This window comes from Couchioplanes caeruleus, from assembly GCF_023499255.1.
GTDB classification, from domain to species: Bacteria; Actinomycetota; Actinomycetes; order Mycobacteriales; family Micromonosporaceae; genus Actinoplanes; species Actinoplanes caeruleus_A.
The window spans coordinates 973335-999691 of the sequence record NZ_CP092183.1; the positions used below are offsets into that span (position 1 = coordinate 973335).

Consider the following 26357-nt stretch of genomic DNA (forward strand, 5'->3'; position numbering starts at 1 on the left):
CATGACGGTTTCGCTGGGCCTGGCATGGACTGCTCTTGGCTTGCTCTTCGGCGGGTGGCCGAAGCCCGACTTGGCCCTCCTCTTCCCCGTCCTGGGCCCCTGCTTCGGCAGCATGCTGGGCGTCGCGTGGCGACAACGTCGACGACCGGTATGGGTTCGGATTTCCGACGCTGGCATCGAGCTGGCTCAGGGCGGTGCGCCGGTTTTTGTCGGCTGGGCGAATGTGGCGAGCGTGTCGGTGCACCGGTGGGGTGTTTTCGCGGTGCTCGATGTGGTTCCCATCGCTCTGCACGAAGTGACTACGACAGCGCCCTGCGGTCCGGTTCCACGGGTGCGGCAACTGCCCGGCGGAATGGGCTTCCGCGTCGAAGTGGGCGAGCTTTTCCCGCGGCCGGCGCGGCTCCTTCGGGAGTTGTCCCGCTACCAGAGGGCACTGCCGTAGGCGCATTCCGGGTGGAAGGGCCAACGCGTCCGTCGTCCAGGCGGCCCCGTGCTCGGGCGGGCCATGGGCGTGGCTGCCCGTTCGGCCCGGCGCACCAACGTCGGTTATTAAATCCGCGAACCTCCCGCTGCTGGCGCTGGAGCGAGGGAGGAGCGGTGATGCGACTGAGCGGAGAGGCTTCGGCAGGCAAGCAGCAGCACAGCGGCATGATCTAGTCAGTTGGTCCCGCCGCCGCCGCCGCCGCCGCCGCCGTCCGGCCGCCCCGCCGCCACCCGCGAACGCACTGAAGGCCCGACCGTTACCCACGCGCAATGACCCGCCCTTAGGGTCGGGCCATGGCGGATCTCTCTGAGGATTACCGCCTCGGCCCCGGCTGGGACGAGATGTTCGCGGAGCCCGGCCTGCCCCGGGAGAGCTATGCGGCGCTGCACGCCACGCTGCAGCCGCTCTCCGGCGCTGAGCTGGGCGCCCGGGCGGAGGTGCTGGCCCACGCCTTCGCCGGCCGGGATGCATCCGAGCCCGGCGTGGAGCGCCGGCTCGCGCTCGACATCGTCCCCCGCATCATCGCGGCCGCCGAGTGGCGCGCCGTCGAGCGTGGGGTCGCCCAGCGGATCCGCGCGCTGGAGGCCTTCCTCGCCGACGTGTACGGGCCCGGCCAGGTGCTCGCCGACGGCGTCGTGCCGCGCCGCATCATCGCCACCAGCGCCCACTTCCTGCGGGCCGCGGCCGGCATCAACCCGCCCAACGGCGTCCGCGTCCACGTGGCCGGCGTCGATCTCGTCCGCGACGAGCGGGGCGCGTTCCGGGTGCTCGCGGACGACGTACGCATCCCGTCCGGGGCGGGCTTCCTGCTGGAGAACCGGCGCGCTGTGGCCCAGGTGCTCCCCGAGGTCTTCGCCGCCGCCCGGGTCCTGCCGGTGGAGTCGTACCCGGTGATGCTGCTGCGGGCCCTGCGCGCGGCGGCGCCCGTGGGGGTCGGCGATCCGACGGTCGTGGTGCTCAGCCCGGGCGTGCACAACGCCGGGTACGCCGAGCACGCGCTGCTGGCCCGGGAGATGGGCGTCGAGCTGGTCGAGGGCCGTGACCTGGTCTGCGCCGGAAACGACGTCGCCGTGCGGACGACCGCGGGGGAGCAGCGCGTCGACGTCGTCCACCGGCGCATCGACGACGACTTCCTCGACCCGGTCCACTTCCGGGCCGACTCCGTCATCGGCGTCGCCGGGCTGCTCAACGCGGCGCGGGCCGGGCGGGTCACCATCGCCAACGCGGTCGGCAACGGCATCGCCGACGACAGGCTGCTCTACACCTACGTGCCGGACCTGATCCGGTACTACCTGGACGAGGAGCCGCTGCTGCCCAACGTGGACACGTACCGGCTGGATGAGCCCGGCGTCCTGGACTATGTGCTGACCCGTCTCGGCGAACTGGTGCTCAAGCCGGTCGACGCGGTGGGCGGCGGGGGCGTCGTCGTCGGCTCGCTCGCGACCTCGGCGGAGCTGGAGTCGGTCGCGTCGGCGATCACGGCGGACCCACGCGGCTGGATCGCCCAGCGGGAGGTCGAGCTCTCCACCGTGCCGACGCTGGTCGGCGACGGGCTGCGCGGCCGGCAGGTGCAGCTGCGCTCGTACGCGGTCAACGACGGCGACGAGATCCGGGTGCTCCCCGGCGGCCTCACCCGGGTGACGCTGCCAGGTTCCGGCCCGGGCGACGGTTCCAAGGACACCTGGGTGCTCGACTCCTCTCCCGCCCCCGACGCTCACCGTGCGGCGGCAGTGACGCTGCCGGTGGCCGGCCGCCCGGATCCGGGTCCCACCGGCGTGGGTGAGGCTCATCGGCAGCAACAGGGAGCGCGGGGATGCTGAGCCGCGTCGCCGAGTCGCTGTACTGGATCGGCCGGTACGTCGAACGCGCCGAGGGCACCGCCCGCATCATCGATGTGCACCTGCAGCGCGTGCGCGTGGACCCGTGGACCGACGAGGACCGGGCCTGCCGGTCGCTGCTGGCCGTGATGGGCATGCCCGGCCGGGACGACCCGGTCACGTCAGCGGACGTGGTCGCGGTGCTCGGCCTCGACGAGCGCAGCACTGCCTCGGTCGCCGGTGCGCTTGCCGCCGCCCGGGAGAACGCCCGCGGCATCCCGGAAGCCCTCTCCGCCGAGATGCGGGAATGTCTCACCGTCACCCGGCATGACCTCGCCGACGCGTTCTTCCGATCGGTACGGGAACGGTGCGCGGTCATGGCTGGGCTCACCGAGGCCACCATGAGCCGCGACGAGGGCTGGCGGTTCCTCGTGCTCGGGCGCAGCGTCGAACGGGTCGACATGACCGCGCGGCTGCTGCGTACGCACGAAAAGATGGGCGGCATCGTGCCGTCGTGGCTGACGCTGCTGCGGTCCTGTGGGGCGTGGGAGACGTTCCAGCGGACGTACCGTGGCTCCCTCGACGACCGGCACGCCGCGGAGTTCCTGCTGCTCGACCGGCTGTTCCCCCGCTCGGTCTTCGCCGCCCTCGGCGCCGCCGAGGCGTGCCTGTCCGACCTGGAGCCCGACCCGGGCCGTTCCGGTGTCGCGACCGACGCGCAGCGGCTCCTCGGGCGGGCCCGCACCAACCTCGAGTTCCGCGGCGCCGACGAGCTGATCGACGACCTGGCGCCGGTGCTGGCCGACCTGGAACGTACGTGTTCGCAGGTCGACGAGGCGGTGTCGCGCCGCTACTTCCCCCGGACCGCGGCGGTCACCTGGATGTCGGAAGTGGTGGCATGACGAGCCCGATGACCGACAACTGGCGGCTCAAGATCGAGCACCGGAGCGGCTTCGACTACGCCGGGCCGGTGTCGTCGTCGTACCACGAGGCCCGCATGTGGCCCCGCAACGAGGCGCGCCAGGCGGTGCTGGACGCGCATGTCGAGGTGTGGCCGCCGGCGCGCACATACCGCTACGAGGACTACTGGGGCACGGTCGTCACGGCGTTCGACCTGCAGGCGCCGCACGAGACGGTGACGGTCACCGCCACTTCCACAGTGGAAACACAGCCGCCCGGCGACCTCATCGACGACGGCGAAGGGGCGGGCTGGCCGGACCTGGCCGTCCCGGAAACCGTCGACCGCTGGTACGAGTTGCTCCGGCCCACCCCGCGCACCGGCCTCACCGACGAGCTGACGGCCATCGCGGCGGACATCCGCGGTGCCCACTCGACCCCGCACGCCGCGGCGCTGGCAGCCTGCGAGTTCGTCCGCGCCGAGGTCGCCGTCCGGCCCGGCCCCCGCGGTGCCGTCGTCGCCACCGGGCCTGCGGACGCCGGCGGGCAGAGCGCCGCCCGCGATGTCGGGGAGCTGCGCCGAGGGGCCTGCCAGGACATCAGCCACCTGACCGTGGGGCTGCTGCGGGCGATGGGCGTGCCGGCCCGGTACGTCTCCGGCTACCTGCACCCGGCGCCGGCCGCGGCGATCGGGGACACGGTCGCCGGGCAGAGCCACGCCTGGGTCGAGTGGTGGGTCGGCCGCTGGACCGCGTTCGACCCGGTCAACGGCGTGCCGGTCGGCGAACGGCACGTCGTGGTCGGCCGGGGCCGCGAACACGGTGACGTGCCGCCCCTGAAAGCCCTGTACCCCGGCCCCGCCGGGTCCGGTGGCACCGGCCGGGCCGTCGAGGTGACGATCACCCGGCTCCGCTGATCGTTCGTCGCTTCGTCGCTTCGCTGCGGCGCCGGAGGCCGACGGCGTCCGCCATCCGGCCGGCGTGTCCGGCTCCGGGTCAGGCGTCGTTCTCGATCGTGCAGACGACGGTGCCGGCCGCGATGGTGTCGCCGACCTTGAGGGACAGACCGGACACCGTGCCCGCGGAGTGCGCGGTCAGCGGCTGCTCCATCTTCATCGCCTCGACCACGATGATGGTGTCGCCCTCGTGGACCTGATCGCCGTCGGCGACCGCCACCTTGGCCACCGTGCCCTGCATGGGGGCGGTCAGCGCGCCCGCACCACCCGCGGCGGAGGCGGCGGCCGACCCGCTTCCCCGGCGGGCCGGTCGACGCGGGCCGGCTGCTGAGGGCGTACCCGTCATGAGGGTCCGGGGGATGGTCACCTCCAGGCGCTTGCCGCCGACCTCGACCACGACGGTCTCGCGCTCGGGCGCCTCGGGCGCCGCGGCCGCGGGCGGGGTGAAGGCCGGGACGCCGCCCTCCCATTCCGTCTCGATCCAGCGGGTGTGCACGGTGAAGGGCTCGCCGGTGAACGCCGGGTCGCGCACGACCAGGCGGTGGAACGGGAGCACGGTGGCGATGCCCTCGATCACCGTCTCGTCGAGCACCCGGCGGGCGCGCTCGAGGGCCTCCGCCCGGGTCGCGCCGGTCACGATGATCTTCGCCAGCATGGAGTCGAAGTTGCCCCCGATCACGCTGCCCGCCTCGACGCCCGCGTCGACCCGGACACCGGGCCCGGAAGGCCAGGTCAGCGCGGTCACCGTGCCCGGCGCGGGCAGGAAGTTGCGGCCCGCGTCCTCGCCGTTGATGCGGAACTCGATGGCGTGCCCGCGCGGCTCCGGGTCCTCGCTGAGCGCCAGCGGCAGGCCGTCGGCGATGCGGAACTGCTCGCGCACGAGGTCGATCCCGGCGGTCTCCTCGCTGACCGGGTGCTCGACCTGCAGGCGGGTGTTGACCTCCAGGAACGAGATCGTCCCGTCCTGGCCGACCAGGTATTCGACGGTGCCGGCGCCGTGGTATCCGGCCTCGCGGCAGATCGCCTTGGCGCTGGAGTGGATGCGCTCGCGCTGCTCGGCGTTCAGGAACGGCGCGGGTGCCTCCTCGACGAGTTTCTGGTGGCGGCGCTGCAGGGAGCAGTCGCGCGTGCCCACCACCACGACGTTCCCGTGCGTGTCGGCGAGAACCTGGGCCTCCACGTGACGCGGCCGGTCCAGGTAGCGCTCGACGAAGCACTCGCCGCGCCCGAACGCCGCGACCGCCTCCCGGGTCGCCGACTCGAACAGCGCCGGGATCTCCTCCAGCGTGCGGGCCACCTTCAGCCCGCGGCCGCCGCCGCCGAACGCCGCCTTGATGGCGACCGGCAGGCCGTGCTCCCGGGCGAACGCGACGATCTCGTCGGCGCCGGCCGCCGGCTCGGCGGTGCCCGGCACCAGCGGCGCGCCGGCCCGCTGCGCGATGTGCCGCGCGGTGACCTTGTCACCGAGGTCGCGGATCGCCGCCGGCGAGGGACCGATCCAGGTCAGACCCGCATCGAGTACGGCCTGAGCGAACTCGGCGTTCTCGCTGAGGAACCCGTAGCCGGGATGCACCGCGTCGGCACCGCTGCGCCGGGCGACGTCGATCAGCTTGTCGATGCGCAGATAGGTTTCCGCCGCCGTCTCCCCGCCGAGCGCATAAGCCTCGTCGGCGAGCCGCGCGGGTGGCGCGTCCCGGTCGCTGTCGGCGTAGACGGCGACGCTGGTCAGGCCTGCGTCCCTGCAGGCCCGGATGACACGGACGGCGATCTCGCCGCGGTTGGCGATCAAAACCTTGCGCACGGGCTGAGCCTACCGGCCGGTACCGACATGCGCGCTCAGTCAAGTTTGCCTATTACGCTGACGTCCATGTCCGCCACCCGCATGATGATTCTCGGCATCGTCCAGTGGATGCAGCCGGTGCACGGCTACGACGTCCGCCGCGAGCTGCTGAGCTGGAACGCCGACAAGTGGGCCAACGTCCAGCCCGGCTCGATCTACCACGGCCTGCGCAAGCTCTCCGAGGAAGGCCTGCTGCGGGAGGTGGCGACCGAGCAGGTCGGGGCGCGGCCGGCGCGGACCACGTACGAGATCACCGAGAAGGGCGTGGCCGAATTCGAGTCGCTGCTGCGCGGCAACTGGTGGAACCTGAGCGGGTCGCCGGACCCGTTCATGGCGGCCTTCTCCTTCCTCCCGGCCCTGCCGCGCGAGGAGGCGGCCGCGGCGCTGCGGAACCGGGCGACGCAGCTCGAGGCGGGGAACAAGCAGCTGGCGGCGGCGATGGGGTCGGACTGGGGGGCCAAGAAGCCGGTGTACGTGAACTGGATGTGGGAGCTGGCGATGGAGCGGGCGGAAGCGGAGATCCGGTGGTGCTCGCGGGTGGCCGGGCTGATCGAGGCCGGGACGGCGTACTTTCCAGCACCCGGCGGAAAATAATCAAGTTTGACTACTCGCCCTGGCCGGTCCTACGCTGCCTTCCGGCGGCGGGGCCTCTTCGTCGGTCTTTCCGCCTGACAGCGGCGGTCTCTGCCTGCCGCTGCACGGCGGCGGGCCGCGGGCCCGCCCACAAGTGGGGGCCGAGATGATCGAAACGCGGGGACTGCGCAAGTCGTTCACGTCCCGCCAAGGTAAAGAGAAGAAGACCGTCGAGGCCGTCCGCGGCGTCGACCTGACCGTCGACGAGGGAGAGATCTTCGGCTTCCTGGGGCCCAACGGCGCCGGCAAGACCACCACATTGCGCATGCTCGCCACGCTGATCGAACCCGACGGCGGCACCGCCGTCGTCGCCGGCGCGGACCTGCGGAAGAACCCCGGCGAGGTGCGGCGCCGCATCGGGTACGTCGCCCAGGGCGGCGCGACCTGGGACGACTCCACGGCCCGCGAAGAGCTGATCCTCCAGGCGCGCCTCTACGGCATCTCCCGCGCGGACGCCCAGGGCCGGACCGAGCGGGTGCTCGAGGCGTTCAACCTCGCCGCGTACGCCGACCGCAAGTGCAAGACCTACTCGGGTGGCCAGCGCCGCCGGGTCGACATCGCGCTCGGCATCATCCACGAACCCAAGGTGGTCTTCCTCGACGAGCCCACCACCGGCCTCGACCCGCAGAGCCGGGCCCACATGTGGGACGAGATCCGCCGCCTGCGCGCCGAAGGCATCACGGTGTTCATCACCACGCACTACCTCGACGAGGCCGACGCGCTCTGCGACCGCATCTCGATCATGGACAACGGCGAGATCGTCGCCTCCGGCACGCCGGAGGAGCTGAAACGGGAGATCTCCGGCGACGTCGTCCGCGTCGGAGTCGACTCGCCGGCCCGGGCGGCGGAGGTTCTCGGCTCGGCCGACTTCGTCACCAAGCTCGAGACCCACGACGACAGCGTCCGCCTCTACGTCGACGAGGGCGCCGCGGCGATCCCCCTGGTCCTGCGCGCGCTCGACGCCGCAGCCGTACCGCTCGGCACCATCGAGCTGCACCGGCCCACCCTCGACGACGTGTTCCTGACCAAGACCGGCCGATCGCTGCGGGAGAGCTGAGCCATGAAACTGCTACGCGACACGTGGCTGATCTTCCAGCGACAGGCGCTGCTCCTGCTCCGCAACCCGGTCTGGATCCTCGTCGGCGTGTTCCAGCCGGTGATGTACCTGCTGCTCTTCGCGCCGCTGCTGAAGCCGGCCCTGAACGTGCGCACCAACGCCGAGGCGTACGAGATCTTCGTACCCGGCCTGCTGGTCCTGCTCGCCATCTTCGGCGGCCTCTTCCAAGGCTTCGGCCTGATCGCGGAACTCCGCGCCGGAGTCATCGAACGCTCCCGCGTCACCCCGGTCAGCCGCTTCGCCCTGCTGCTCGGCCGCTCCCTGAGGGACACGGTGTCGCTGCTCGCCCAGGCGGTCATCATCACGCTGCTGGCCTTGCTGTTCGACCTGCGCGTGGTCCTCGGGAACCTGCTGCTGGCGTACCTGATGCTGGCCCTGATCTCGCTCATGACCTCGGCGGTGTCCTACGGCGTGGCGGCCTCGGTGAAGAGCGAGGACGTCCTTGCGCCGCTGATGAACACGGTCGCGCAGCCGGTGCTGTTGCTGTCCGGCATTCTGCTGCCTTTGACGTTCGCGCCGGGGTGGTTGCAGGGGATCGCGGATTGGAACCCGTTCTCGTGGGCGGTCGACGGGGTGCGGGCGTTGTTCCGGGGAGACCTGGGAGCTCCCGCTGTGTGGCAGGGGCTCGTCATCATGGCCGTGCTCGCCGTGGCGGCAATCACCTGGGCGGCGCGACTGTTCGCCCGAAGCGTCCGGTAGGAACGCGGCCGGCCGCCGCGACACTCGTCATTCGCGGCGGCCGGTCCGCTACCTGAGGTCGGTCAGCGACTCTTCCACAATTCGGGGACACTCACACCGAACGTCATGAGCAGCTTCCGGAACAACGGAAGCGACAACCCGACCACATTCCCGTGATCCCCCTCGATCCGCTCGACAAAGGCCCCGCCGAGCCCATCGATGGTGAAAGACCCGGCAACGTGCAGCGGCTCGCCACTGGACACGTACGCATCGATCTCGTCGTCCGTGAGATCGGCGAAATGCACGACCGTTGCGCCGACGTCCTCGGCCTGCTTCCCGCTGGTCAGATCGGTGAGATGGTGCCCGGTGTGCAACACGCCGGACCGCCCCCGCATGGCCCGCCACCGGGTCGCAGCCTCCTGGGCGTCCGCCGGCTTGCCGAGAATCTGCCCGTCAAAGGCCAACACGGAATCGCAGCCGAGCACCAGGACGTCGGGCTCGGAAGGCAGGGTGGTCGCCACAGCCTGAGCCTTCATCCGAGCCAGGGCCAGACACATCTCGTACGCGTCATCCGTCTGAACGACGGACTCGTCGACGCCGCTGACCTGTACGGAAGGGTCAAAGCCTGCGGCGCGGAGGAGTTGGAGGCGGGCGGGGCTGGCCGAGGCGAGGATAAGCCGGGGGCCGTTGTCGGTACGCACGAGCGCCAACGGTACAAGCCGGAGGGGCCGGGGGCGGTTGTGCCTACCCGGAGCTGCTGGTGGACCGCCTGCGGCGCAGCCGCAAGACGCCGCCTAGGGCCAAGGCTGCCAAAGCGATTGCGCCGACCGCGATCAGCGGGGTTGCGTTGCTTTTGGCTTCGGGGTTTGCGGGTGCGGCCTCAGCGGGAGTCGTGGGTGTCGAGGTGGGGGGAGTGGCACTCGGACTTGCTGACGCATGCGTTGTGTCATCGCTCAGAGCGGCGACGATGTTGACGATGCCGTGCCCATACTCAGGGTCGACACCGGGTGCGCCCTTGTCTGTGGCGGTCTGCTCGAGTCTCTCAACGACCTCCTCGGCCGTCATGTCGGGGTATTTGCTGCGCAGCAGAGCAGCAGCCCCAGAGACGATGGCTGCGGAGTCCGACGTCCCAGTCCCGGTGCGGTATTGACCCCGGTTGCTTGTGCTTTCGATGTCTTCGCCCGGGGCCATCAAATCCAGGGCCGGACCAGTCACAGATATATCCGCCTTTCGACCTTTTCTGTTGACCGCGCCCACGGCTGCGATTGAGTCCAGGACCGCGGGTGCTGTGACGCCGACATTCTGGGGCTTGTTACCCGCGGACGCGACGACGACCACGTCGGCGTCGGCGGCCGCTTGGACGGCTGTCATCGTCGCTGCGTTGAGTCCTCCCCCGACGGAGATGTTGATGACCTGTGCTCCGTGGGCGACCGCGTACCTAATCGCTGGACCCAATTCTGCGTTTCTCGGCTCCTCGGTATCCAGGACGCGAATGGGAAGGATCTTGGCGTCAGGCGCGATGCCCAGGGCGCCTACGCCCGATCTACCGTGCGCGGCAATCAGGCCGGCCATCCCCGTTCCGTGGCCGGTCTTATCGATCTGACCGTTTCCACCCTTTTTCACGAAGTCAGTGCCGGCGAGGATGCTGCCGGCTAGATCAGGATGTCTGCTCACACCGGAATCAATGACGGCTACCGTCACCCCTTCTCCGGTTGAAATGCGATGAGCTGTCGCAATGTCGAGCGACTTGAGATGCCACTGCCTGTCGCGAATGAAGTCCGCGTTCGCGGGAGTTGCGGGAGCGACGATCCCGAAGCTCGCCGCCACAGCTCCGACAGCCAATAGCGAGCGTCTCATCTGTCCATGCCGATGGCAGGACCCGGCTCAATGGGCCCGGGTTCGCCTGGCGGAAGCACCACGGGATCGACCCCCTGATGCGTCGCCCATGGGTTGTCCGGATCCCAGTGAGTGCGCTCAGAGCGGTCGTCGGAGTCCTTGCGGGTCGCTCGGGACGACGGCTGGGCCATGATGTTTGAAGCGGGTGTTGATCCGACCGGCCGGCCGGCGGGACGAACCCCGTTGGGGCCGGCTCCTTCCTGGCCGATAACGCCACCGACCGGATTGACGCGACCGCCACCGAGAGCGCGGCGACCCTGAGTTGTAGCAGGCATTTGGCCGATGGTGCCGCTACCCGGAGTCGCCCCGATAACGCCGCCCGAGGGCAACACCGTGCGGCCCGTCGGGATGCCGCTGCCCACCCTCATCGCGCCCTCGGGCAATCGACCACCACCGGGCGTAGGGCCAACTGGAGTCCTTTGGCCGCTCGTCGTGTTCGGCGCGATGACCCCTGGAATCGTGCCGACGGAAGTGGGTGGGAGCGCCGGCGTAAGACTGGCGCCTGGCGGGACGACGGACGTCGGTGGAGGTGCGACTGGGCTGGTCGCAATTCCCCCCAGGATGGGACCCGTTCCGACGCCGCCTGTTCCCGGACTCCCCGGCGCCGCATGGCTTGAGGAGCCGGGGGTGATGGTGGAGGTGGCCTGTGCGACGCCGTGGGTGGGACCGGGGCGAGAAGACGAGCTGGAGGCGTGCGTGTCGGCACCACCCGGCGGAGGAATGATGGGTGGGGTAGCAAACCCCGAGTCGGATGACGACCCGTCATGCCGCGCACCGGATTCGTCATTACCCAATTGCGCCGGGTCGTAAGGCTTGGGCTTCTGGAGTGCGCTCTGTCCGCTGATCACCGTGCTGCTCAGGTCGTACATGATGACCCGCGCCTGGTTGTTCAGCTGCTCCTGCTGGACTGATGAGACCGGCGGCGTGGTGAACTTCGGTGTCTTGGTGGGGTCGACAGGCTGGGCGTCCTGTTCGGCCTTCCAGGCCTTGTTGGCGTTCTCGTTGGCCTCGAACTGATCGAACAGCGGCTTCAGTTTGTTCCTGGCCAGGCTCAGCGTCAGCGCGACCGTGGAGAAGGCCGTGTAGTTGGCCGACGCGGCGTCGTGGGTGGCTTGGAGGTCGGCGATCAGCTTGTCAAGACGCTCGAGGTAGGCGGCTGCCGCCGGGCTCTTCGACGGGGGCCAGACCGAGGCGAGGTTGTCGCGGTACATCTGGACCTGGCCGAGGTGGGTGATGGTCAGGTCGGCCGTCTGCCTCCAGCCGGCCACCACGTCGAAGTGCTTGTCCGTGTCTTGATCGGCAATTGCCAACCACATTTCGCGGACGGTCCTCGAATTCCAGTCCGTGCCGCCGTAGCCGCCGCCTCCGTCTGCGATGAGCATCAGCCGTTCTCCGCCTTCGTGCTGCGTGCCGTGGCGGCGGTCGCTTCGGTGAAGGCTGTTTCGACGTCTCCGACCTTGGCGTGCGCGTAGGCGTCCGAGTTGCGGTACTCATCGCTGATGGACTGGGCGGCGCTGGCGAAGACGTGCGTACCGTCGCGGAAGTTGTAGGTGTTGGCCAAGGTCACGTTCTGGACCTCGTTGTGCGCCTTGAGGAACCTCTGCAGCTCGGGGATGCGGTCGTTGGCCTCAGGAAGTTTCGTCATCATCGACGCGGTGACTCGCTGCAGGTTGGGTTCGTAGCCTGCTTGAACCTCGTTCGCCAGGGTCTTGGCGAACTCCTCCATCGCTTGGATGTCGGTTTCGATCGCGGTGAAGCTTGTGATCGAGCTGGTCGGCGGCTCGTGCATGACGCCTGGGCCCTCCCCCGAGAGTGCGCGAAGTCTTCCGCGAGACTAGTCGGTGACGGCCGGTGTTCTCGACCCCGTGCCCGGGCCTGTGGACAGACGGCCGTCTATTCACCAGCCTCGCCCACCGCCGCAAGCCGGAGTCCTCACCGCGGCAAGCCGGAGTCCCGCCAGGAGCCTCGTCCGGCGCCGCGCCGGGCGCTGCGCGTCCAAGGGCTCGTCGATGGCTTCGCGGTGCTCCCATCCGTACCCGTGTATCGGCTGGCCAGGGCTCCGACCAGGGCGGCCAGCTCTTCCGGGGTCGGTACGCCGCGCACCACGCTGACCAGCGGTTCCTCTTCCATTGATCAAGGGTACGACCGTACCGGTGGGTACGCGGTGACACGCGTCCCACACTCGGCTGATCGATTCGCTGCGGCTCGACATGACCGGGTATTTTCTGCGTGATGTCTACTTCCCCCCCGCTCGTAGTCGCTGACCGCTACCGGCTTGTCGCGCCGCTCGGTCAGGGCGGGATGGGTCGTGTCTGGCGGGCGACCGACGTCGTCCTGCACCGTGATGTGGCGATCAAGGAGCTCGTTCCGCCTCCCGGCCTGACGCCGGACGAGCGGCGGGAGATGCGCGAGCGGTCGCTGCGCGAGGCCCGAGCCATCGCCCGGCTCAACAACATCAATGTGGTGCGCGTCTTCGACGTGCTGCGGACCGACGCCGATCCGTGGATCGTCATGGAGTACGTGCCGTCGCGCTCCCTTCAGGACATCCTCGCCAGCGACGGGCCTTTCAACCCGGTTCGTGCGGCTGAGATCGGGCTCGGCGTGCTGGGTGCGTTGCGTGCGGCGCACCGCGCGGGCGTCGTGCACCGCGACGTGAAGCCCGGCAACGTGCTGATCGGCGAGGACGGCCGGGTCGTGCTGACCGACTTCGGCCTGGCCACGGTGCCCGGCGACCCCAACGTCACCCGGACGGGGCTGGTGCTGGGCTCACCCGCGTACATTGCTCCGGAGCGTGCCCGGGACGGCACGGCAGGCCCCGGTGCTGATCTCTGGTCTCTCGGCGCGACCCTCTACGCGGCCGTGGAGGGCGCGTCACCGTTCGCGCGACCGTCCGCGATCGCGACGCTGGCGGCGCTGGCCACCGAGAACCCGCCGCCGGCCCGCAACGCCGGCCCGCTGAAGCCGGTCCTCAACGGCCTGCTGCGCAAGGACCCGGCGCACCGGATCAACGCCGACGAGGCGGAACGGTTGCTGCTGCGCGCCGCCGGCCGCCGGTCGAAGATCACGTTCCCGATGAGCCCGTCGATGCGCCGGCCCGGCATCGGCCGCGAACGCCCGCCGGTCGTCCCCGGCGTGTCCGCCAGCGCCCCGGTCGTACCCGGCCCGCGCCCGCCCGTGACGGGCCCCTCGGCCGGCACCCCGCCGGTCTCCCCGGGCGCGCCGCCGGTTTCGCCCGGCCGTTCCGGCGCGCCGCCCGTTTCTCCCGGCCGTTCCGGCGCGCCGCCGGTGACGACCGGCCGCGCTTCCGCCGCGCCGCCTCCGGTCGCGCCCGGTCGCGCCGCTGCGACGCCGCCCGTCGCACCCGGTCGTGCGGCCGCGCCCCCGCCCGGACGTGCGACAACGCCCGGCCACCCCGCCATCGACCCGGCGGCGCAGAACCGTCCGCAGAGCGGAGCCCCCGCTGGTCGCGCTCCCATCTTCGCCCCCGGCAAGGCGACGGTCGGCCGCGCGCCGCGTCCCGCGGACACGCCGACCCGCATCGACGCACCGCTCCCGCCCGAGGGTCCGGCTGCTTTGAAAAGTACGGGCACAGCAAAGCCACCGCCCCCACAGGCGGCAACCGGAGTGGAAAGAGGCACCGCCCTCGACGCGACGATGCGCGGGTCGGGCTCCGCCCCGGGGTCGTTCACGGTCGAGGAAGTAGCCGCAGCCCGCAAGCGCGCGACGGCCCCCCAGCCACCGTCGAGCCGTGCCCCGGCAGTAGCGCCCCCAGCCTCAACCCCCAACCGGGACACCCCGGCAACGCCAACGACCGCCACCCCGTCGGCCTCCGCCGCGCCGGTGTCGACGCCTGCCCCGCCGACGACGCAAAAGACGTCGGCGCCCACCGCGAGCAAGCCGACCTCGAGCGAATCGCCCGCCGCGCCGGCTGCTTCCGCCTCGACGGCTTCCCCGGCGTCCTCCGCGTCGACCGCCGAGCCTGCATCGCCTGTCGACTCCGCGTCGCCCGTCGATCCCGCGTCGACTGCCGATCCCGCCTCGTCTGCCGATTCCGCGTCGGTTGACGGCTCGGTGTCGGCTGCCGGCTCCGCGTCGCCCGCCGAGTCCGCTTCGCCCGCCGAGTCCGCATCACCTGCCGGGTCCACTTCGGCCGCCGCGCCGGCGGGGTCGGCATCCCGCCAGCCCTTCGGCCCGCGCCCGGGGAGCCCGCCGGCCACCCCGCCCAGCGCACCGGCGCAGGCCGAGGCCACCGCGTCCGAGGAAGGCTCGTCTCCGAAGTCGGCGCCCAGCGCGGTCGCCGACGATCAGAAGGCGCTCCCGGCTGAGCCGTCCAGCTCTGAGAAGGGCAAGGCCGCCCAGCCTTCGACCGCCGCCGAGACGGCCGGTAAGGACCAGGACGGCAAGGCGGCCCCGACGGCCGACGAGGCGACAGTTGCCAACGCCCCGGCACCGGACACAGAGCCGGCCGACAAGCTCGAGGCCGGCGACGCGGTCAAGGCCGTCGCGGCGGAGCAGAGCACAGCCAAGGTGGCCAGCGCCGCGACGGAGTCCGAAGCGCCGGCGGCCGACCGCAAGGCCGAGGACGACGCCGACGGCAAGACAGCGGCCGGTAAGCCGACGGTGGGTGCTCGGGCCGGTACGACCCCGGGAAGCAAGCCCTCCCGCAAGAAGGGTCGGGGCCGCCAGGCGAAGGTGCCTCCCACGGACGCCAAGAAGCCCGCCGGGCAAGCGCTCGCTCCCACCCCGGAGGCATCGAACGCAGCCGCTCCCGCGTCCGGCAGCCCGATCAAGCCTGACATCAAGGCCGAGCCAGAGCAGCCGGGTCCGGACAAGTCGGAGTCCGAGCCGGAGAAGGCGCAGCCGAAGCAGGCCGACGGCGCCTCTGAGCAGCCACAGGACGAGGCCGCCAAGACCAACGCCGCAAAGACCGGCTCGAAGGCCGCGGCCAAACTTGACCAGACCCAGGTCGCAGCCACGGCAACCGGACCCACCGCAGCAACGAAACCCCCGGCCAAGGCTGAAGCGGCCAAGTCCGATGTGGCCACGGAGGGCGCGTCGGCTACCAGGACGACCAAGGTCGCCGACGACGCGAGCAAGTCGGCGAAGGCCGGGAACAAGTCGACGGCCGGACAGTCCGGGGCGGAGCCGGCCCGTACGCGGGTGATTCCAGCGGCGGGCAGCATGCCGAGCCGGCGTTCGCAGCGGGCTGCCGCCGAGGCTGCCACCAGGAGCGGCGTCGTCGCCTCGGACGCTCCCGTGTCCGGGGGCTCGGGGGTGCTGCCTTCGAGCCGGCCCGCGTGGCAGCCGATGAACTTCCGGGAGCCGTCCGCCGGCCGGCGCGGGCTGACCGTTTTCGGTGTCACGCTCACGCGGCGGCAGACCGTCATCGCGTTGGCGATTCTGGCCGTCGTACTCATGCTTCTTGTTGTTGTGCCGCTCGCTTATGCCATCGGCGACGACGATGTCACGGAGCCGGGCCCGCAGCGCGGGGCGGCGCCGGTGGCGAGTGCCGGGAAACCGCAGCAGTCCGCTGCGGCCGCGGCGCCGCAGACCTCGGCTGCGCCGAAGCCGACGACCACCACGCCCTCCCCGCCGCCGTCGTCCGCGCCGGCCCGCAACGATGGTGCGGTGCCGAAGGGCTGGAAGGCGTACGGCAACTCCCGCACCGGGTTCTCCGTACCGTTGCCTGCCGGGGTGTCCGTGCAGGTCAACAACCCGGGCGAGACCGAGTTCCGGTACAACAACCGGCTGCTGATCATCTCGCAGACCGACCAGCCCGCGGCGGACCCGATGGCCGACTGGAAGCAGCAGGAGGCGACCCGCTCGGGCGGCAAGTACCGGAATTATCAGCGCATCAAGATGGTGCCCGTCGACTACTTCCAGAAGGGCGTCGACTGGGAGTTCCTCTACACCACCGTCAGCGGGAACCGGCAGCACGCGGTGAAGCGGAACTTCCTCACCGGGCCGAAGAAGGCGTACAGCATCAACTGGTACACCACGCCCGAGGACTGGGACGCGGCGAAGAAAGATCTTCAGGCCATCTACGACGGGTTCAAGCCGCTGTCGTGAATCCGGGCGCATGAGCCCTCACGTGAATGGGTAGTCATCGTGAACCATCACTGGAGGTGCACGATGTTCCGCCGACACGGGAGCAAGCCCACCATCGGGCTGTGGATGCTCGTCGCGCTCGCTGACATCGCCATCCTGGTGGCGGCCGTGGGCATGATGACCTTCGCGCTGGCCGCCGCCGGGGCGATGATCGTGGCCGGTGCCGTCGCCGGTGCCTGGCAGCTGCAACGGCGTACCCAAGCAGACACGTCACCAGCTTTGCGCCGCCGCGCCTGAAGGAGTCGCCGCGCGTGACCGCGCTCCGCGTGGGGCGTTGCGGTCCGCGGTTCGCGTGAGCCACCGCCCGCGACCGCGGTTTGCGGCGCATGGCCGGGCTCCGCGTCGGGGGATGCCGCGTGTGACCGGGCTCCGCCTGAGGCGTCGCGCGTGACCCTGCTCCGCTTGGGGCGTCGCGCGTGACCCTGCTCCGCACCAGATGGGAGTCGCTGCGTAGGGCGAGCCGCGTTGCGGGAAGAAGTTGCCGCGCTGGGGTAAAGCCGCGCCCAGCGCGAGACGGCGGCCGTGGGTGAGGAGCCCGCCGCGAGACGGCGGCCGTGGGTGAGGAGCCCGGCGCGAGGCGGCCGGCGTGGGTGAGGAGCCCGGCGTGCGACGGCCGCCGTGGGTGAGGAGCCCAGCGTGAGACGGCCGGCGCGGGTGAGGAAGCTGCGCCTGCCGTCGTTCGTCGCCGATTCGCAGGTTGCTGTGCGGCTGGAGCGGCATTGATCCGCTACGCTCGCGGGCTGTGGCGATCGACTCGGTGACTGACGTGTGGGACACCCTGCTCAGCGCCCAACCTGACCCGCCCCGGACGCTTGTGCTGATCACCGCGGTGGTCGCGCTCGCAGTCGTGGCTTTCCGGCCGGTGTGGCGGATCGCCCGGAATGCGATCACCATCGCCCATGAGGGCGGCCACGCCCTGGCCGCGCTGCTGACCGGGCGCAAGTTGCGCGGCATCCGCCTCGAGTTCGACACGTCGGGGCTGACTTTGTCGGCCGGGCGGCCGACCGGGCCGGGCATGATCTTCACGCTGCTTGCCGGGTACGTCGCCCCGTCGCTGATCGGGCTCGCAGGCGCATGGCTGCTCGGCGGGAACCGGATCACGTTGCTGCTGTGGGTGGCCGTCGTGCTGCTGCTGCTCATGCTCATCAACATCCGAAACGTGTTCGGCGTGGTGTCCGTCCTGGTCACCGGCGTGATCGTCTTTGCCGTGTCGTGGTCGGCGTCGCCACAGGTGCAGTCGCTGTTCGCGTACGTGGGGGTGTGGTTCCTGTTGATCGGCGGAGTCCGCCCGGTCTTCGAGCTGCAGTCGTTGCGCAGCCGGGGGCGGATGCCCGAGTCGGATGCGGATCAGTTGGCCGGACTCACGCACGTACCGGCGTTGTTCTGGGTCGGCCTGTTCCTGATCGTCGACGTGGCGGCGCTGCTGATCGGTACGTTCCTGCTGGCCGGGCAGTGGTTGCCCGACCTGGCCACTTCGAGTAGCTGAACGGCGACACATTGAGTATGCCGCGGTGATGCGCGTCACCGGAGGCGGTCGATAGCTTCCACCGCATGGCTGCTGACCTGGGCATGGCCTGGAGCACCGGCGTGGTGGCGTTCGTCGCAGCCGTGCCGTTGTGGCGATACACGACGAACGCGATCGCCATCGCCCACGAGGGCGGTCACGCCGTGTTCGGCTGGCTGTTCGGCTCGGCCGTGAAGCACGTCAAGATCTTCCATGGCGGCGCGGGCGAGATGCTGCCCGGCACCGAGAACTGGTTGTCGAGGTTCATGTCGCTGATCGCCGGCTACCTGGGGCCGTCCATCTTCGGCTTCGGCGGCGTGCAACTGCTGGTCCACGATGTCGACCCGCGATCAGTGCTGTTCCTCAGCCTCCTGTTCCTCGTGGGCGTACTGATCATGACGCGCAACCTCTTCGGCGTCTTCGTCATCCTCTTCGTCGGCACGATGCTGTGGGCGGTCGCGATGAGGTCGACGGAGGCGGTGCAGCTCGTCTTCTCGTACGTGTGGGTGTGGTTCCTGCTGATGGGCGGCGTGCGGCAGGTGCCGGAGTTGTTCTGGTCGATGCACACCGACTCGACGACCGACGCGGGGCTGCTGCAGAAGCACACCCTGATCGGCGACGTGGTGTGGCTGTTCGTCTTCTGGCTGCTGTCACTGGGCGCCCTGGTCTACGGCGGCGCCCTCCTGCTACGCCACGGCACCTGACGACCGGCGGGCCCGGCGCGTAAGGACAGCGCGCCAGCTGCGCCGCAGCGCGTGAGGACCGGCGGCCCTACTGCGCCGCAGCGCGTGAGGACCGGCGAGTCCGCTGCGGTACAGCGTGTAAGGACCGGCGGGACCACTGCGCCGCGGGGTGGAAGGTCGGCGCGCCCTGCGGGGTGTGAGGCTGGCGCGTCTCTCTGCCGCCGGAGCTGCGTCAAGCCGGCGGCGGCGTCCTAGAGCGGGATGTTGCCGTGCTTCTTCGGCGGGAGCGTTTCGCGCTTGGTGCGCAGCGTGCGCAGGGCGCGGGTCACCTGGTTGCGGGTCTGGGACGGGGCGATCACCGCGTCCACATAGCCCCGTTCCGCCGCGATGTACGGGTTGGCGAGCGCGTCCTCGTACTCCTGGATGAGCTCGGCACGCCGCGCGGCCGGGTCCTCCGCCGACGCCAGCTCGCCGCGGTAGAGGATGTTGACCGCGCCCTGGGCTCCCATGACCGCGATCTGGGCGGTGGGCCACGCGAAGTTCATGTCGGCCCCGAGGTGCTTGGAGCCCATGACGTCGTACGCCCCGCCGTACGCCTTGCGGGTGATGACCGTGACCTTGGGCACCGTGGCCTCGGCGTACGCGTAGATGAGCTTGGCCCCGCGCCGGATGATGCCGTCCCATTCCTGGTCCGTGCCGGGCAGGAAGCCAGGCACGTCGACGAACGTGAGCACCGGGATGTTGAACGCGTCGCAGGTCCGCACGAAGCGCGCCGCCTTCTCGGACGCGGCGATGTCGAGCGTGCCGGCGAAGTGCATGGGCTGGTTGGCGACGACGCCGACCGGGCGGCCCTCGACGCGACCGAAGCCGACCACGATGTTCTGCGCGTAGAGCGGCTGCACCTCGAGGAAGTCCTCCACGACCGCCTCGATGACCGCGCGGATGTCGTAGGGCTGGTTGGCCGAGTCCGGGATCAACGTGTCCAGGGCGAGATCCGCTTCGCTCGGGTCGAGGTCCGCGGGAGCGTCGAAGGTGGTCGGTTCGTCCAGGTTGTTGCTCGGAAGGTACGACAGCAGCGCCCGCACGTAGTCGATCGCGTCCTCCTCGTCGCTCGCGAGGTAGTGCGCGTTGCCACTGCGCGTGTTGTGGGTGCGCGCGCCGCCCAGCTCCTCCATGCCCACGTCCTCGCCGGTGACCGTACGGATGACGTCCGGCCCGGTGATGAACATGTGCGACGTCTGGTCGACCATGACCGTGAAGTCGGTGATCGCGGGGGAGTACACGGCACCGCCCGCGCACGGGCCCATGATCAGCGAAATCTGCGGGATGACGCCGCTGGCCCGTACGTTGCGGAAGAAGATGTCGGCGTAGAGGCCGAGCGCGACGACGCCCTCCTGGATGCGCGCGCCGCCGGAGTCGTTGATGCCGATGATCGGGCAGCCGATCTTCATGGCCAGGTCGAGCACTTTGACGATCTTCTCGCCGAAGACCTCGCCGAGGGACCCGCCGAACACCGTGAAGTCCTGGGAGAAGACGCACACCTGGCGGCCGTCGATGGTGCCGTGGCCGGTGACGACACCGTCGCCGTACGGCCGGTTGCGGTCCAGGCCGAAGTTCGTCGAGCGGTGCCGGGCCAGCTCGTCGAGCTCCACGAACGAACCCTCGTCGAGCAGCATCTCGATGCGCTCGCGTGCTGTCTTCTTGCCGCGGGAGTGCTGCTTCTCGACGGCGCGCTCGGAACCGGCATGCACCGCCTCGTCCGTGCGCCGGGCGAGGTCGGCGAGCTTGCCGGCCGTCGTGTGGATGTCGGACTGTTGCACGTCCTGCTGAGTCGTCACTGTCCTGCGCCTCCACTCGCCCGCGGACGATCGCTGTCCCCGGTGCGCTGTCCCATGACCCGCGTTGGTGTGCGGGCCCCGTCTCCGCCGTCCGGCGCGGCACGGGCCTGTCGTGCCATGCCGGGTGATCGTATCCATCGGGGCGGGCACTCGGCTGGCGTGCGGCCCGGGCTGTGGATAACGCGGTCATGGCGACACCGGGCCTGTGGATAACGGGAGGGCGGGTCGTCCGCGTCTGCCAAGGTGGCCGCATGAAAGACGCCTTCAACGCACGCCCACGGTCCGGGCGACGTCGAACCGGGTGCGTTTCGTTCCTAATGCACCATTCGTTACAACCCCCGTGACGACATGGATGACCCCCGTCGGCGTGGCGTTGATCGTCGGTGGCATCGCGACGCTCATCGTCTTCCGCCACGTGCTGTTCGCCGGCGGTCGCGAGAACGGCGCGGACGAGCACGGCGCCAACCCCGGCAAGCGGGCCGCCCGCCGTGCCCGCTCGACCTCGCGCGGCGGCGGCCGTCGCGGCAGCGGCGGTGGGTCCGGTAGCGGTGGTCGCGGCAGCTCGGCCCGTCGCCGTAAGGTCGGCGTCGAGGTGACGGCTGCCGCGGGTGGCGGCCCGGCAGCAGCGGCCGGCAGCGAGGGACCAGGGGTGGAGCGCAGCGACGCTTCGCGAGCCGCCCGTGGCGACGCCTCGGGTGCCGTCCGTGACGACGCCTCGCGCGCCGCTCGTGGCGACGCCTCGGGGGGTGCGCGGAGCGATGCCGCGCGGACACTCCGCAGTGGCATCCCGGGGGCGGCTCGGAGCGAAGCGTCGAGGACAGCGAGCTTCGATGACTCGGCAGCGGTGACGCGGCGGCTCGATACGGTGCCGGGTCGCAGCGGCGGTCCTGACCTGCCGCGGAACGCCGTCCCGGGCCGGCCGGCAGCGGTGCCGCCCGTGCCTGGCCCGCGCGACTCGCGCCGCTTCTGGCCGGTCGCCCCGGCCGACGACACGGCACCCGACCACGCTGCGAGCCGGTCAGCTGTTGCGCCCGCCGTGACCCAGCCGGCTCCCACCGAGACGCCGGCCCGCGCGGAGACACCTGGCCGCCCGGGCACGACGGACCGGCCCGGCACGACGGGTCGCCCCGGCCTGGCCGGCGGCTCCGGGACCACAGGTCGCCCCGGCATCATCGACCGCCCCGGCACGACGGAGCGCCCCGGCATCACAGACCGGTCTGGCATGACAGACCGGCCTGGCATCGCAGACCGGCCCGGCATCACAGACCGGCCTGGCATCACAGACCGGTCCGGCATGACAGACCGGCTCGTTACAACGGATCGGCCCGCCATGACGGATCGTGCGGAGACGCCGGGCGGCGGGGAGGTTGCGGTCGAGCGGGACACCGACCACGAGCAGGGCCGCTTCGAGCTGCGCCGCCTGCTGTCGGTGGAGGCCGCCGATGGTGACCCCGCCGGTCCGGCGGACGTACGCCTGGTCGACCTCCGGGCCCGCCCAGGCGGGGAACCCGAGCTCGACGTGGATCTCGGCCTGGAGGAGGGGTACGACGTCGAGGCAGGTCTGGCGGTCGATCCGTACGAGGACCCGTACGAGCCGGACGGCGATGACGACGACTGGCTGGCCGACGAGGACGTGCGGCTGGCCGACCTTCCCGTGGGCACGCTCCCGTTCAGCGCCGAACAGGCCGACCTCGAGGACCCGGGGCTGACCGAGGCGGACGCCGACGAGCCCGTACGCCGCCCGTGGGCCACCCGTCCCGACCGCCGCTACGGGGACCGGGTGGAGGGCTGGGTTCGCCCTGAGTACCGGGACGAGCCCGTCACCGGTGACTACTGGACGCCGATCCCGGACGCCGGGTACGGCTGGCCCGTGCCGGTCGAGCGCATTCCTGCCGTTCCGCCGTACCCGCCGGCTTCGGGGTTCGACCCGTTACCGGAGGAGGAGTCGGAGCCGACCGCGGTCGTGCCGCAGTGGCCGCCGGTCCGCCCCGATGACCACGTCGGCTCGCCCCGCGCCTGGTCGCAGGAGGAGCGTCCGGCGGGGCGGCGCTTCTTTAAGCCGCTCGACGCCCCCAGCCGGCGCCGGAGCGCCGCAGCGAAACAGCACGACGCCGCGGCAAGGGCCGCGGCCCCCAAAGGAAGAGTGGGCGCACCCGGGGAAGAGGGAGCGCCCGGAAGAGAAGCGGGAGCGCTCGGCGGAGGAGAAGGGTCCCTCGGCCGTAGCGAAGGGGCGCCTGCGGGAAGCGAAGAGACCGCCACCGCGACAAGGCGGGCGGCCACAGCAAGAGGACAAATCGCCCCGGGAGGCGCAAGAGGCACGGAAGGCACGCAGGGCACGGAAGGCACGGCAGGCACGCGAGGCACGGCGGGCACGGCAGGCACGGCAGGCACGCGAGGCACGGTGGGCACGGCAGGCACGGCAGGCACGCGAGGCACGGCGGGCACGGCAGGCACGGCAGGCATCGCAGGCACCGCAGGCACGGCGGGCACAGAAGGCGGGCATGCCGCGGAAGGCTCGGTGGCCCCGGTGACTCCGGGAACGGTAGGAAGCCCGGAAGGAAGACGGCACGAAGGCTGGAGCGCACGCCCGCGGTACGCCGCCGAGAGCGACCGCCAGCCCCGCACCCGAACCGCCTGGAACCGAGCCGACCAGCCGGAACGCCGCCGCTGGCGTGACGACGACCGTGACGCCGCCGCACCCGATGCCCGGCACGAGGGCGGGTACGCGGGCCGCGAGGAAAGTGTGGAAGGGCCGGTCTGGACCGTTCCCGACCTCCCCGAGGCCGCGCTGCCCGATCTGACCTGGCCGGGTACCGAGGTGCCCGGGGCCCGGCGGCGGCGGTCGCCGGTCATGGCGCAGCGCCCGCGGAATCTGGCCGGGGAGCCCACCCAGAGCCTGCCCGCGGTCACCGACGATCGGGAGGGCGTGCAGCCGCAGTCCCGCGTGCGACCACGTCCCCGGCCCCGCCCGCGCCCGGAGGCCGCGCCCCCGGATCAGCGCAGCACCGTCTACGTGAGCAAGCACGCAGCCGACCCCGGCTGAGGCGGCGTGCCCGGACGAGGGCCGGCAAGCGGTCTCCGAGAGGCCGAGGCGGTGCTGTCAGACGAAGGTGAGTGAGCTGTCTCCGAGAGGCCGAGGCGGTGCTACCGACGAAGGTCAGCGAACTTCGTCGAAAGCCGGAGCGGCCTTGCCGCTCAAGGGCCGGACCGCGGGTCACCGCGCGCTGCGGCCCGAGGTCGGGGCAGGGGGCGCTCTAGGCTAGAGCGATGGCCTCCTCGCCGTACGCCGACCTGGACCGTCCCCCGCTGGCCGCCCGGGCCCTCCAGCGGGCGCTCGTGACCCCCGGCAGCCTCTGGCGACAGCTCGACGTCGTCGCGGAGACCGGCTCTACCAACGCCGACGTGGTCGGGGCCGCGCGGGAAGGTTCCGCCGAGGGGCTGGTTGTCGTCGCCGAGCAGCAGGTCGCCGGCCGGGGGCGGCGGGAGCGCCAGTGGGTGTCGCCGGCTCGGGCCGGGCTCACGCTGAGTGTTCTCCTGCGGCCCGGAGCGGCCGATCCGGAGCGGGGCTGGGCGGCCGCGCCGCAGCGGGCCTGGGGGTGGCTGCCGTTGCTGGCCGGGGTGGCGCTCATGGAGGCCGTGCAGCGCATCACCGAGCTGGATGCCGGTCTCAAATGGCCGAACGATCTGGTCGTGAGCGATCAGGCGGGGGCGCCGGGCAAGGCCGCCGGCATTCTGGCCGAGGCGGCCGAGGACGCCGTGGTTGTCGGCATCGGCCTCAACGTGAGTACCCGGGTCGCCGAGTTGCCCGCGACCACCGGGCTGCCGGCGACGTCGTTGCAGCTGGCCGGTGGTAAGGCCGCGGACCGGGATCCGTTGCTGCGGGCGTTGCTGCGTGGCTTCGAGCGGTGGTACGCCGGGTGGCGCGAGACCGGTGGCGATGCCGAGTTGTGCGGGCTGCTGGGGGCGTACCGGCGGGGTTGCCTCACGATCGGGCGCGACGTGCGGGTGCTGTTGCCCGGCGGCGGGGAGATCGCCGGTGTGGCGACCACCGTGGACGGTGCTGGTCAGCTCATGGTCCGTACGGCGGACGGCGCCGAGCGTGGCGTCTCAGCGGGGGACGTCGTGCACGTACGCTGAGCCCGTGGCTTTCCCGGACGACGTGCTGACCGACGAGGAGGAGGTCGTCCTCCACCTGCATCCGCATGCCAAGGCGGCGGTACGCCCGGTCCTGGTGCTGCTGGTCTGCCTCGCGGCGGTCATCGTGGTGTGGGTGATGCTCCCGACGACCACCGGCGGCCTGATCGGCGTGTGCGTGGTCGCGGCGATCGCCCTGTACATGGGCGTGACGCGGGGCGTGTGGCCGCTGCTGGTGTGGCGGACCACCCATTACGTCTTCACCGACGAGCGGATCCTGCTGCAGGACGGCGTGGTCGCGCGGCAGCGCCGGGATCTGCCGCTGAACCGCGTCAACGACCATTTGACCCGGCAGTCGCTGCTGGACCGGGTGCTCGGGTGCGGCACGCTGACCGTCGACTCGATCGGCGAGCAGTCGGCGGTGCTGGCGTCGGTGCCGCACGTCCAGCAGGTGCAGACGACGCTCTACGAGCTCATCGAGACCGACCGGGAGCTGCGCCCGGACGATGACGACGAGGAGGACGAGCCGGAGCCGTCGCTGGTCAGACCGCGCGGCGCTGGGCGTCGATCTCCTTGGCGATCTCCTCGTCCAAGCGGCCCTCCGCCTCGGCGCTGAGCTCGGCCAGGCCGGCGGTGACGTCGAGCTCCGCCATCGCGGCCTCGTGACCGTCGACCGGGGGCTTGAGGAAGACGAAGGTCCGGTACGCCCAGAAGCGGAAGATCGTGGCAATCACGATGCCGAGCAGGGTGACGCCCATGAACAGCACGGCGTCCTTCTCCTCGGTGAGGCCGAAGCCGTACTTGCCGATGCCGACCGCGCCGGACTGGATGACCATGCCGACCAGGTTGAACCCGAAGAACAGCGTGTACTCGCGCCGCAGGGCGGTGCGGGTGTGGTGCCGGTAGGTCCAGAACCGGTTGGCGATGTAGGCCAGCGTGGTCGTGACGACGGTGGCGACGACACTCGCCTTCACGGCGCCGATGGGCAGCAGCGCCCAGGTGATGGCCATGTAGAGCAGGGTGTTCGCTGCGCCGATCACGCCGAACGCCAGGGCTTCGGGAGCGAGGTGGCGCAGGCGTTCCGCCAGCGGGCGGGCTGAAGGCATTCGACAACCTTAAGGGGGGAGGGGCGGGGACGACGGACACAGCGGGTCGGCTGAAACCCTCGTCACATCCGCGGGACGGCGCGCGGCGCCGGCTGCTCGGTGGACTGCGGTGCGGCCGTGCCGGTCGGCGGTGCCGGTGTCTCCGGGGCCGCCGGGACCACCGGGTCCGGGACGATCCTGTCGCCGAACACGAAGCGGCGGTACGACCAGAAGCGGAACAGGGTGCCCACGGCGGTGCCGACCAGCTGCCCGGAGATGTTGTCCGCGAGCGGGCTCTGGAACTCGGGCCAGATCGAGCCGAGCCCGTAGTGGCTGATCGCCAGGCAGGCCAGCCCGATGCCCAGGCCGATGCCGTTGAGCAGGAAGAACATCGTGTACTGCCGCGCCATGTTGCGGTGGTCGCGGTGCCGCCAGGTCCAGAACCGGTTGCCGGCGAAGGCCACGGTGGTCGCCACGACGGTGGAGATCGTCTTGGCGAGCAGCGACTCGAGGCCGCCCTGCAGCAGCACGTTGAAGATCACGAGGTCGATCGTGAACGCGACCGCCCCGACCGTGCCGAACTTGCTGAGTTCGCGCACGAGTGCTCCGAAGCGTGCCCGTAGAGCGGGCAGTACGTCGGCAACGGGCACGGATCCGAGCGTACCGGCGCCCGTCACCCCCCGCTGTT

Annotated in this window: 22 protein-coding genes and 1 pseudogene; 14 read left to right on the forward strand and 9 right to left on the reverse strand. The window is 71.2% G+C overall.

Annotation, left to right across the window (positions count from 1 at the left end; translation table 11 throughout):
- Window position 1 precedes the first annotated feature (1 nt).
- The 4 genes from COUCH_RS04565 to COUCH_RS04580 all read left to right on the forward strand — a co-directional run bounded on the left by COUCH_RS04565 (window position 2) and on the right by COUCH_RS04580 (window position 4114).
- The gene (locus COUCH_RS04565) at window positions 2-442 is read left to right on the forward strand and encodes a hypothetical protein (RefSeq protein WP_249610841.1); all 441 of its coding nucleotides are present in this window, start codon (window positions 2-4) and stop codon (window positions 440-442) included.
- A 335-nt stretch (window positions 443-777) separates the two neighbouring features.
- Entirely contained in the window at window positions 778-2304 is a 1527-nt protein-coding gene (locus tag COUCH_RS04570) for a circularly permuted type 2 ATP-grasp protein (protein WP_249610842.1), read from the forward strand.
- The gene (locus COUCH_RS04575; RefSeq protein WP_249610843.1) at window positions 2298-3203 is read left to right on the forward strand and encodes an alpha-E domain-containing protein; all 906 of its coding nucleotides are present in this window, start codon (window positions 2298-2300) and stop codon (window positions 3201-3203) included. Before COUCH_RS04570 ends, COUCH_RS04575 begins: the two co-directional genes overlap by 7 nt.
- The gene (locus tag COUCH_RS04580; RefSeq protein WP_249610844.1) at window positions 3200-4114 is read left to right on the forward strand and encodes a transglutaminase family protein; all 915 of its coding nucleotides are present in this window, start codon (window positions 3200-3202) and stop codon (window positions 4112-4114) included. Before COUCH_RS04575 ends, COUCH_RS04580 begins: the two co-directional genes overlap by 4 nt.
- 79 nt (window positions 4115-4193) lie before the next feature.
- Here the strand turns inward: COUCH_RS04580 and COUCH_RS04585 are convergent, their stop codons facing one another.
- Entirely contained in the window at window positions 4194-5954 is a 1761-nt protein-coding gene (locus tag COUCH_RS04585) for an acetyl/propionyl/methylcrotonyl-CoA carboxylase subunit alpha (protein ID WP_249610845.1), read from the reverse strand.
- 66 nt (window positions 5955-6020) lie between these two features.
- On the opposite strand from COUCH_RS04585, the gene COUCH_RS04590 reads away from it, so the two are divergent.
- The 3 genes from COUCH_RS04590 to COUCH_RS04600 all read left to right on the forward strand — a co-directional run bounded on the left by COUCH_RS04590 (window position 6021) and on the right by COUCH_RS04600 (window position 8442).
- Entirely contained in the window at window positions 6021-6587 is a 567-nt protein-coding gene (locus COUCH_RS04590; protein WP_249610846.1) for a PadR family transcriptional regulator, read from the forward strand.
- 145 nt (window positions 6588-6732) lie between these two features.
- A complete protein-coding gene (locus tag COUCH_RS04595) occupies window positions 6733-7683 on the forward strand; it encodes an ATP-binding cassette domain-containing protein (protein ID WP_249610847.1) in 951 nt (316 codons plus the stop codon).
- 3 nt (window positions 7684-7686) lie between these two features.
- Complete coding sequence (locus tag COUCH_RS04600) at window positions 7687-8442, forward strand: ABC transporter permease (protein WP_249610848.1); 756 nt, start codon at window positions 7687-7689, stop codon at window positions 8440-8442.
- A gap of 62 nt (window positions 8443-8504) precedes the next feature.
- Here COUCH_RS04600 and COUCH_RS04605 read toward each other — a convergent pair whose 3' ends face one another.
- From COUCH_RS04605 to COUCH_RS04625, 5 genes are all read right to left on the reverse strand, one after another.
- The gene (locus COUCH_RS04605) at window positions 8505-9122 is read right to left on the reverse strand and encodes a Maf family protein (protein ID WP_249610849.1); all 618 of its coding nucleotides are present in this window, start codon (window positions 9120-9122) and stop codon (window positions 8505-8507) included.
- Between the two features lie 43 nt (window positions 9123-9165).
- On the reverse strand, window positions 9166-10248 hold the full coding sequence (gene mycP, locus COUCH_RS04610) for a type VII secretion-associated serine protease mycosin (RefSeq protein ID WP_249610850.1): 1083 nt from the start codon (window positions 10246-10248) through the stop codon (window positions 9166-9168).
- Window positions 10249-10274: 26 nt separating this feature from the next.
- Window positions 10275-11699 (reverse strand): hypothetical protein, encoded by a 1425-nt coding sequence (locus COUCH_RS04615; RefSeq protein WP_249610851.1) that lies wholly within the window; start codon window positions 11697-11699, stop codon window positions 10275-10277.
- Entirely contained in the window at window positions 11699-12106 is a 408-nt protein-coding gene (locus COUCH_RS04620; RefSeq protein WP_249610852.1) for a hypothetical protein, read from the reverse strand. Before COUCH_RS04620 ends, COUCH_RS04615 begins: the two co-directional genes overlap by 1 nt.
- A gap of 143 nt (window positions 12107-12249) precedes the next feature.
- Window positions 12250-12447 carry an acyl-CoA carboxylase subunit epsilon gene (locus COUCH_RS04625; RefSeq protein ID WP_249610853.1) on the reverse strand — a complete coding sequence of 66 codons (198 nt, stop codon included), beginning with the start codon at window positions 12445-12447 and terminating at the stop codon, window positions 12250-12252.
- A 102-nt stretch (window positions 12448-12549) separates the two neighbouring features.
- Here COUCH_RS04625 and COUCH_RS04630 point away from each other — a divergent pair.
- The 4 genes and pseudogenes from COUCH_RS04630 to COUCH_RS04645 all read left to right on the forward strand — a co-directional run.
- Window positions 12550-13926 (forward strand): annotated as a pseudogene (locus tag COUCH_RS04630) (protein kinase domain-containing protein); the annotation flags it as partial.
- A 2523-nt stretch (window positions 13927-16449) separates the two neighbouring features.
- Complete coding sequence (locus tag COUCH_RS04635) at window positions 16450-16662, forward strand: hypothetical protein (RefSeq protein ID WP_249610854.1); 213 nt, start codon at window positions 16450-16452, stop codon at window positions 16660-16662.
- 505 nt (window positions 16663-17167) lie between these two features.
- Window positions 17168-17911, forward strand: coding sequence for a M50 family metallopeptidase (locus COUCH_RS04640; RefSeq protein ID WP_249613564.1), 744 nt, complete (start codon window positions 17168-17170; stop codon window positions 17909-17911).
- 65 nt (window positions 17912-17976) lie between these two features.
- Window positions 17977-18633, forward strand: coding sequence for a M50 family metallopeptidase (locus tag COUCH_RS04645; RefSeq protein ID WP_249610855.1), 657 nt, complete (start codon window positions 17977-17979; stop codon window positions 18631-18633).
- 230 nt (window positions 18634-18863) lie between these two features.
- Here COUCH_RS04645 and COUCH_RS04650 read toward each other — a convergent pair whose 3' ends face one another.
- On the reverse strand, window positions 18864-20588 hold the full coding sequence (locus COUCH_RS04650; protein WP_430640883.1) for an acyl-CoA carboxylase subunit beta: 1725 nt from the start codon (window positions 20586-20588) through the stop codon (window positions 18864-18866).
- A gap of 1192 nt (window positions 20589-21780) precedes the next feature.
- On the opposite strand from COUCH_RS04650, the gene COUCH_RS04655 reads away from it, so the two are divergent.
- From COUCH_RS04655 to COUCH_RS04665, 3 genes are all read left to right on the forward strand, one after another.
- On the forward strand, window positions 21781-23493 hold the full coding sequence (locus COUCH_RS04655) for a hypothetical protein (RefSeq protein WP_249610857.1): 1713 nt from the start codon (window positions 21781-21783) through the stop codon (window positions 23491-23493).
- A 224-nt stretch (window positions 23494-23717) separates the two neighbouring features.
- Window positions 23718-24587 (forward strand): biotin--[acetyl-CoA-carboxylase] ligase, encoded by an 870-nt coding sequence (locus COUCH_RS04660; protein WP_249610858.1) that lies wholly within the window; start codon window positions 23718-23720, stop codon window positions 24585-24587.
- A gap of 4 nt (window positions 24588-24591) precedes the next feature.
- Window positions 24592-25200, forward strand: coding sequence for a PH domain-containing protein (locus tag COUCH_RS04665; RefSeq protein WP_249610859.1), 609 nt, complete (start codon window positions 24592-24594; stop codon window positions 25198-25200).
- On the opposite strand, the gene COUCH_RS04670 is transcribed toward COUCH_RS04665, so the two are convergent.
- Window positions 25127-25690, reverse strand: coding sequence for a GtrA family protein (locus COUCH_RS04670; protein WP_199510581.1), 564 nt, complete (start codon window positions 25688-25690; stop codon window positions 25127-25129). The two genes, COUCH_RS04665 and COUCH_RS04670, sit on opposite strands and share 74 nt — an antisense overlap.
- Before the next feature lie 62 nt (window positions 25691-25752).
- Entirely contained in the window at window positions 25753-26346 is a 594-nt protein-coding gene (locus COUCH_RS04675; RefSeq protein WP_249610860.1) for a GtrA family protein, read from the reverse strand.
- Between the last annotated feature and the right edge of the window lie 11 nt (window positions 26347-26357).